Raw genomic sequence first — 9,083 nt, 5'->3', positions numbered from 1 at the left:
ACCAAATGTTGCAAGAACGAGAGGCTTTACAAAGTGAATTAGAGTCTGCTCTTGAAGATTGGGCTACTCAAGTATTGATAAGCCATTGTATGGATAAGGCTCAACAATCATATGAACAAGAAAAACAACCTCATATGTTAGAACTTGCATCCTCTTATGTTGAAAGACTAACTGGTGAGAGGTATACACTTGATATTCTAGGTATCAATAAAGGGGTAGCACTTATCAACAACAATGGGGAACGACTAGAACTTAAATTCTGGTCTAGTGGTCTAGCTGACCAAGTATACTTGGCATTGCGTCTTGCCCTAGCCAAGGTATTCTCTTATCAAGTAGAATCCTTGCCGATTATTTTGGATGATATTTTGGTGCGCTTTGACGAAAACCGTCAACGTAGTGCCTTGGAATTGTTGGCCGAGCTTGGGAAGAATCAACAGATTTGGCTTTTTACCTGTCAACGCTCTGTATATGATATGGCTCAATCTATTATGGGCATCGATTGCCATAGACTAAGTCGTAGTTAAATGAATTTCGGACTTGAATTAAAGACTCAGTCAAATTAAAGTAGTGGTTATATTACAGTACTAGTAAATTTAACGACATACTTGAATTAAAGTCTTAGTTAAATCAAAGTGGTAATGAAATAATAATCCCTGTGGAGGCACATGCTTTCACAGGGATTATTAGGGATTATTAAAGAATAAATAATGTAAGTGATTGTAACCAAAGTAACTGTTTTGGTTGCCATAGTGTGTTAGTATACATTTAGAACGAAAGGGGTTGAGTACTTGAACACAGCATATTTGGACATGATCCAAGGGAAGAACCCGGGTGTAACGCCTGTGTGGTATATGCGTCAAGCTGGCCGTAGCCAAGCGGAATATCGCAAAATCAAAGAAAAATATACATTATTTGAAATTACAAAAGAACCTGAGCTATGTGCTCGCGTTACGGAATTACCTGTTAAGGAATACGGTGTCGATGCGGCTATTCTCTACAAAGATATTATGAGCCCCATGGTGGCTATGAATGTAAATGTAGAGCTCAAGGCTGGTGTGGGGCCTGTATTTAGCACGCCTATCCGCTCTATGGCTGATGTGGATAAATTAGAAACCTTTGATCCTACAAAGGTAGATTATATTGCGAAAACGATTACATTATTGACTTCTGGTATGCTCGACGTGCCTCTCATTGGTTTCTGCGGGGCACCGTTTACCATAGCGTCCTACCTTATCGAAGGGGGACCAACGAAAAACTACAATAAGACTCGTGGCATGCTCATCGGTGCTCCAGATATGTGGAATGCATTGATGACAAAACTGGCGGACATGTCCATTGCGTACTTATCCATGCAAGCCGAAGCGGGTGCTAATGCACTTCAAATCTTTGACTCTTGGGTAGGTGCTGTTAATGCAGACCAGTATAAACAAGGGATTTACCCTCATATGGAGCGGATCATAAAGACTGTGAAAGCTAAATATCCTCATTTGCCAATGGCCATGAATGGTGTTGGTACGGATCATTTGGTGTCTATTTGGTCTCACTTGCCTTTAGATGTCATTGCCCTTGATTGGCGTAGTTCCATCGTTATGGCAAACGAGCGCGGCGTAACACAAACGGTACAAGGTAACTTAGATCCGGCGTATTTGTTCGGAGACGAAAAAACATTGGCCCGCGAAGTGGATCGCATCTTGCTCGACGGCGTTCGCTATGGGCGCCATATCTTTAATTTAGGTCATGGCGTATTCCCAGAGGCAGATCCTCAAAAACTCCATTGGCTAACGGACTATGTGCATGAACGTAGTCGTGAGATTTGGACTCAAGAGAGGTAAATTAGTGAAAGTAGAAAAAAAAGGATTATTATTCTTGTCTTATGGTAGCCCTTCAAGTAAGGATGATTTAGTACCCTATATGACGAGCATTCGTCGTGGCCGTGTACCAACGGAAGCAGAGCTTACAAATCTCACTAAGCGTTATGATACAATCGGTCAATGGGAAAATATTGAGCTTCAAACTATGGCAGAGTGCCAATATAAAGCACTGCTTACTCTGTTGCCAACTATGCCTTCCGCTATTGGTTTTTTACACATGAAACCATCCATTGCAGATGCGGTTGACTGCTTAGTCCAGCAAGGAGTGGAGCATATTATCGCTATTGTAACAGCTCCATTCTTCACCGCTCTCGGTACTGGAGCTTATGAAAAACAAGTGCAAGCAGCCATTTCAAACCATGATAATGTGACATTTGACTTTATCCGTTCATGGTGGGATCAACCAACTTTTAAGGAATACTGGGTAAAAGCACTTTCAAAGTGTGTGCATAATGCTAAAGATGTATTCGTTATTTTTAGTGCGCACAGTATACCTCTTATCAATAATCATGATGGCGATTCGTATGCGTTAGCTTTAGAGGAAAGCGCTAAAGAGATTGCTGAATATTGTAAATTACCGAACTGGACTGTGGCATGGCAAAGTGCGGCTCCTCATGGCCAATGGTTGGAACCTACCGTAGAGGATGCAATCAATGAAGCTTTACAAACTGGTGCTACTCGCATTGCTTTTGTACCATTTGGATTTGTAAGCAATCACGTTGAGGTACTGTACGATAATGATGTGGAGTGTAAAGAACTCGTTGAAGCAAAGGGCGCAACATATATGCGTGCACCCATGCCAAATTGTAATGAAACATTTTTACAAGCAATGGCGAGTGCAATAATAGAAAGGATTCATTCGTGAACGTAACAATTGTGGGCGGTGGCTTAACAGGGCTAACAGCGGCTTATTATTTAGGCCATGCAAAGCCGGAATGGACCATTACTCTTTTCGAACAAGCACCACGATTTGGTGGGAAAATACAAACGCAACGTGTGGATGACTTCGTAGTGGAACTCGGTCCTGACTCCTATTTGGGGCGTAAAACAGAAATGACAGATCTCGTGCATGATCTTGGACTAGGTGATACCCTCGTGTCTAATGAAACAGGTCAAGCCTTTGTATATGATAAGGGCTCTATCCACCCAATTCCGGGCGGCTCCATCATGGGCATTCCTACGGAAATGATGCCCTTTGTGAAAGCAACGCTCATTTCCTGGCCTGGTAAATTGCGTGCTGGCCTAGATTATTTTAAGAAACCATACCAACTCGATGAAAATGGGGATGTATCCATTGGTCATTTCTTCAAATACCACTTAGGACAAGAAATGATGGATAAACTCATCGAGCCCCTATTAGCTGGCATCTATGGTGGCGATATTTATAAAATTAGCCTATTGTCGACATTCCCTCATTTTATTCAAGTAGAACAAAAATATGGAAACATGGTAAAAGGTATGATGGCTGCTAAGATGAGTCACTCCAAAGCAGGTGTCTCTAAAGCAGCTAAAGATGCTGTAGCAGAAGGCGATGTGCCTCGTGCTGGTAAAGGTACTATGACAGACCGTCAATTTGAAAGCCACGAAGCAAAGTCTAGTCAAGCTAATTTTGCTAGTAATAGTGCAAGCAGTTCTAACCATATAACAAAGACTAGTTCAAATCATCAGTCTGCTAAGGCGCAAACGGATATGGAAAGTCGGAAGGGAACAGCGGCTCAATCCGGCATGTTTCGTCAATTGACAGGCGGCCTTGAAAGCGTGATTACCGCTATTGTTGAGGCTATGCCTAGTAATGTACACTTGCATACAGGTACACTAGTTTCGGATATTCGATATGTTGAAGGCATGTACGCAATCGATGTGGCCAATCAGTATAACAATTCTTGTGGTTGTCAATCTATGGCAGATCATGTGATTATCAGTACGCCGCCGGCAACGTATACACAATGGTTTAAGGATGATCAGGGTTTTGACTTCTTGCGTTCTATGGAGCAATCTAGCTGTGCCATTGCTATTATGTCTTTTGATAAAAGCACCTTTGATGGTGATCTCAAGGGATCGGGTTTGCTCATTACTAGAAACACAGATACGCCTCTTACAGCATGTACTATTCTTAATCAAAAATGGCCTCAAACAACGCCAGATGATAAGGTGGTATTGCGCGTCTTTATCGGTAAGCCTGGCAATGACGTGGTAGAACGACTCAGCGAAGAGGAACTTTCAGAATTGGCAGTCAAAGAAATTCAACATATCATGGGTTTCTCTGTCAAACCAGAGTGGGTGCGCATCAATCGCCTCATTCACTGTATGCCTCAATATAATGTAGGCCATCGCGCAGGCATTAAAGCTGTTCGTGAACATGTGGCAGAGCATTATCCCAATTTACACCTCATTGGTACGCCCTTTGATGGCATTGGAATCCCTGATGGTGTAAAACAAGCAAAAGAACTGGTAGAAAAACTTGTGAATGACAAGTAAAATAGTGACTTGCTTAAAAGAGTTAGTATAGTATTAAGAGCTATAGGATTATCCTCAGCATAAAAGTAGAAGTTTAGTCTTAACTAAAGAATGTACTAATAAAAAATCTCAATAGAAACTAAATTGAAAAGACTCTATATGCTATAATAGTAAGTGGAGTCTTTTGATTTCCTTAGTTATATAGATACATTATTATTTTGATATAATCACCGTAGATAGGAGTGATCATAATGGGAAAAGCAATCCCTACAGTAGAAGGTTGGCATAGCCAACACATGGTATTCGCCATGGATTTCAGCGCATGGAACTGCTTCACAGAGGATGAAAAAGCAGCAGCGCGCAATGAATTAAAAGCATTCTTAGCAGACCTTGAAGCTAAACATCAAGCTAAAGAAGGAAGTTATGCATTCTATGATTGTAATGGAGCAAAAGGGGACTTAATCCTATGGATTCTTGGTCCATCCCTTGAATACTTGGCGCAAGTAGAACGCAAATTCCGCCGCCTTGCCATTGCAAGCGTATTAGTACAAACATACTCTTATACATCTGTAACAGAAGTAAGCACCTATGTTAAGGCTAAACTTGATACAGAGGAAGTTAACCAAAAACTATATCCTCACGTACCTCGCGATAAATATATCTGTTTCTATAATATGAGTAAAAAACGCGAAGGTGATGATAATTGGTTCATGCTACCACCGCAAGAACGCGGAGCCTTGATGAAGTCTCACGGTGAACTTGGTAAAACATACTTGGACGTTTTATCTGAATTCACCACAGGTGGCTGTGGCTTAGATGACTGGGAATGGGGTATTACCATCTTCAGTAACGACGACATCCAATTCAAAAAAATCGTATATGATATGCGCTTTGAAGTAGCCAGTGCAAAATACGGCATCTTCAGCGACTTCTACGTTGGTACCATCATCGACGACGCACTACTAGAAGAAATCTTTGGATAATAAAAGAGCCTGCAATGCAGGCTCTTCTTTATTATTGTCTTTAGACTGGTTCGCGACATAGTCGCGAATCATAAAACCACCCGCTATGCGGGTGCGGCAACGAAAGTTATACAAAAAATCACCTTGCTTAAGTATAATGTAGGTGTTCAAGCCGCATTATATGCAAAAGAAAGGTGATTTTATATGGCAACAAAGACACAGAGTCTTGCGCACACAAAATGGTTATGCAAATACCACATAGTATTTACACCTAAGTATAGACGTAAAGATATATAATCAATATAGAAATAGTTTACGTGAAATACTGAGGCGTTTATGTGAATATAAGGGCGTCAAGATTATAGAGGGGGAGTTCATGGCAGATCATGTGCATATGTTAGTATTAATCCCTCCTAAAATAGCAGTTTCATCTTTTATGGGATATTTAAAAGGTAAAAGTGCACTTATGATGTTCGATAAACACGCAAACTTAAAGTATAAATTTGGAAATAGACACTTTTGGTCTGAGGGATATTATGTTAGTACAGTAGGTCTGAATGAGGCAACAGTAAGAAAATATATATGTGAGCAAGAGTTACAAGACCAAATGAAGGATAAGTTGAGTGTAAAAGAATATGAGGACCCTTTTAAGGGTAGCAAGTAATACATATCCCCTTTGAGGGGAAGGTTACGAGTCAATGGCTATGCGGCTTGAACGTAGTGAAAGCCAGCGCCTTTAGACGCTGGTCTAGTACTACGGGCTTATAGCCCGTGAGCAAACCACCCGTTTTACGGGTGGTTCTGATTATTTAATTCATATATATCGATAAATAACTGCTTATTGTATCGTATATTTGTTCAATTTATAATGTTGTTAAGGTAGTCGGCGAGGTTGGGCCTCTCTTCGTTATAGAAGGGGGTGAGCTTATGAGTGACTTTGAACTTATTACAGTTATTACTGGAATCTTGACGCTAGTCATTTCCTTTGGAGCACTTATAGCGCTTATTTGCCTCACAAAAAGCAAATAGCCCTCCGTTACCAAGTGTAATTAGATAAACAGAAAGGCCATTTCCTAGATAATTAGTTTTTGAGATGCGCCTGACGTTCCTACTCGTCTGACTATCTATTTATATTATAGAGATAAAGGTATATATCGTCAAATTAGAATGAATGGACTGCTAAAAGAGAACCCCGCATCTATCCGACTTACGAGGTCAAGGCCCTAGGCCGCAGACCTGATAAGTATGGAGGAGAGATGCGGGGTTTCTTTTATCACTTAGTTAAGAAAAGTGAATTATATTTTGTTGTACCGTTGAGTGAACGTAAATTTTCTGTTTCCCAGAAAATTATACATTCATATTTGCGCTTTTACGCACATAGAACCAGTAGCATACTGCTACAGTTACGATGTTGAAGGCTAATAGTACAGCAAAGGCTGGATGGATATTACCAAATGTGGAATATACAAAGCCGAAGATTTTAGGTGTAATAAAGGCACCGTATGCAGCTACGGCAGCTACGAAGCCAGTGATTAAAGAGGATAATAGCGGATTGCCAAATACGTGTGGAATCATACGGAATGTTGCACCTGTTGCGAAACCACAGCTTACGAAGGTCAACACGGACATAGCAAAGAAGAATGGGAAGTTGTGCATATCTACGCCAACTGCAATTAGCGCTGTTGTTACACATAGACCGAGAAGGCTTACAAAGGTAACTTTTGTACCGCTGTTAATTTTGTCTGCTAACCAACCACCTACAGGACGAAGTGCACCTGATACAAGTGGACCTACGAATGCGATAGAAGCAAATGGTACTTCTGGGAATTCTTTACCTACTAATAGACCAAGTGCTGCTGCATAACCAGAGAAAGCACCGAAGGAACATGTATAAAGTAATGTAAGAGCCCAAGTGTGTTTGTTACCAAAGATTTGTACTAGATTTTTAGGATTTGGTTTTTCTAGAGGTAAGTTATCCATGAAACGTGTCATCAATGCAAGGATAACTACAAGAGGTACAACCCACATGAAAGCAGCATTAGCTAGATATACTGCGTTGCCCTTAATAATTGCTGGCGTTACGCCAAATACACTACCTAAAGCGGCAGATCCCATAGCAAATGGAGCTAGGAAGTAGATTACAGAAATACCAAGATTACCAACGCCGCCGTTGATACCAAGAGCAGTACCTTTTTCGGATTTAGGGAAGAAGTTGCCAATGTACGCCATGGAGGACGAGAAGTTGCCGCCCGCTAAACCGATAAGGGCAGTCAAAATCATGAATGTCGTATAAGAAGTTGTTGTATCTTGAACGGCAAAGCCGAGCCATACAACAGGAACTAATAAAATAAGTGTGGAAATAAATGTCCAGTTTTTACCACCGATTAAGGCTGGCATGTAGGTATATACAAAACGTAATGTAGCACCTACAAGGCCTGGCAATGCAGCTAAGGTAAATAATTGATCGGTTGTGAAATTAAAGCCTGCGCCGTTGAGTTGCGCTGCAATGGTTGCCCATAAATACCATACACAGAATGAAAGGGTTAATGCAATTGTGGATATAACCAAGTTTTGTTTAGCAATTTTTTTACCAAACTTTTCCCAAAATTCCGGATTCTCCGGTTGCCAATTAGCCACGATTTCGCTGCGGCTTGCACCTACTTGAGGCATTTTTAGTTCGTTCATTTTGAACTTCTCCTTACTGTAACAACTATACACGTAGACAAGAAAAATATATAAGATTATATATAATATATATATATATATAAATAGTAAAATCTAAAGAATTTCCATAGAAAGCATTCGATTTACTTACAAAACTGCGTTATAATTATTGTAGCATTAATATTTTTCAATGTCTTACATCACAGATATATTATATAGTGTAATTTTTTTTGTGAATGTGATGTAAAACACACATATTCTGAAATTAATAAGTTATAATAATCATATATATACGAAAAAGTATATAGTATAGGTACTTTTACTATAAATAGATTAGTATAACTAATGGATTTTGTTATAAAAGTACTGTGGAGTGATAATGGTATGGATCAAAAATTAATTAACCAATTGCTTGCTTTGCCGGGTGAGGAACTACATCTTAAAAAAGGTGATTTTCTCTTCCGTGAGGGGGACAAGGCAGAATACTTTTACGTAGTAGTAAAAGGTAGAATGAGCATTAAGAAGTTCGAAGCTAGCGGACACATTTTTGCGTTGCGTTTAGTAGGGCCGAATAATGTAATTGGTGAGGTTCCGTTGTATGAGGAGAACACTAGAACATATGTGTTCAACGCCATTGCTCGGGAGGATTGCTCTGTTTATTGTATACGCTATGATGTGTTGGAAGGGGCTATTGCAAAAGACCATTCATTGGCTATTGCAATGATGAAAATCTACACTTTGCATATGCGTCGTCAACAGGCAAAATACCGGGACTTGCTACTTTACGGCAAGAAGGGAGCATTCTATTCTACCTTGTTGCGCTTAGCCAATAGTTATGGTGTAAAGCGCGAGGATGGTATCTTTATTGATATTGCCCTAACAAATCAAGAATTGGCTGAGTTTGCTGCCACATCAAGAGAAAGTTTAAATCGCATGTTAAGTGAGTTACGTAAGTTAGGCTATGTAGCCTATGACAAACACCATCTAGTAATCTGTGATTTTGACGCTTTAATCGGATTACTTGATTTAGAGGTTGATAGTATTGACCCTAATATTAGTAATATCGAATAACAGGATTTTCTCCCTTGTGTTAGCACATCTAGCACAAGGGATTTTTTTGTAGTTTTGA

The 9,083-nt window shown here is 40.1% G+C and carries 7 protein-coding genes and 1 pseudogene; 7 read left to right on the top strand and 1 reads right to left on the bottom strand.

Features of this window, described 5'->3' with window-relative positions; genetic code table 11:
• From KHY58_RS09170 to tnpA, 6 genes and pseudogenes are all read left to right on the top strand, one after another.
• Positions 1 to 524, top strand: a 524-nt coding sequence (locus KHY58_RS09170) for an ATP-binding protein (protein WP_423838348.1), incomplete at its 5' end; no start/stop codon positions are given.
• A 264-nt stretch (positions 525 to 788) separates the two neighbouring features.
• Complete coding sequence (hemE, locus tag KHY58_RS09165; RefSeq protein ID WP_155086423.1) at positions 789 to 1,832, top strand: uroporphyrinogen decarboxylase; 1,044 nt, start codon at positions 789 to 791, stop codon at positions 1,830 to 1,832.
• A 4-nt stretch (positions 1,833 to 1,836) separates the two neighbouring features.
• Positions 1,837 to 2,736 (top strand): ferrochelatase, encoded by a 900-nt coding sequence (gene hemH, locus KHY58_RS09160; protein ID WP_278473162.1) that lies wholly within the window; start codon positions 1,837 to 1,839, stop codon positions 2,734 to 2,736.
• Entirely contained in the window at positions 2,733 to 4,349 is a 1,617-nt protein-coding gene (hemG, locus tag KHY58_RS09155; RefSeq protein ID WP_278473161.1) for a protoporphyrinogen oxidase, read from the top strand. Before hemH ends, hemG begins: the two co-directional genes overlap by 4 nt.
• Before the next feature lie 230 nt (positions 4,350 to 4,579).
• On the top strand, positions 4,580 to 5,311 hold the full coding sequence (hemQ, locus tag KHY58_RS09150; protein WP_039965396.1) for a hydrogen peroxide-dependent heme synthase: 732 nt from the start codon (positions 4,580 to 4,582) through the stop codon (positions 5,309 to 5,311).
• A 183-nt stretch (positions 5,312 to 5,494) separates the two neighbouring features.
• A pseudogene (gene tnpA, locus KHY58_RS09145) lies at positions 5,495 to 5,954 on the top strand (IS200/IS605 family transposase).
• A gap of 683 nt (positions 5,955 to 6,637) precedes the next feature.
• Here the strand turns inward: tnpA and KHY58_RS09140 are convergent.
• A complete protein-coding gene (locus tag KHY58_RS09140; protein WP_278473160.1) occupies positions 6,638 to 7,975 on the bottom strand; it encodes an MFS transporter in 1,338 nt (445 codons plus the stop codon).
• Between the two features lie 363 nt (positions 7,976 to 8,338).
• Between KHY58_RS09140 and KHY58_RS09135 the strand changes: the two genes are divergently transcribed.
• On the top strand, positions 8,339 to 9,025 hold the full coding sequence (locus tag KHY58_RS09135; RefSeq protein ID WP_012863813.1) for a Crp/Fnr family transcriptional regulator: 687 nt from the start codon (positions 8,339 to 8,341) through the stop codon (positions 9,023 to 9,025).
• Positions 9,026 to 9,083 lie beyond the last annotated feature (58 nt).

It is taken from the genome of Veillonella parvula (assembly GCF_018366295.1).
GTDB lineage: Bacteria > Bacillota > Negativicutes > Veillonellales > Veillonellaceae > Veillonella > Veillonella parvula_P.
The sequence above is the reverse complement of the archived record's forward strand: the minus strand, read 5'-3'. Positions and strand labels throughout refer to the sequence as shown.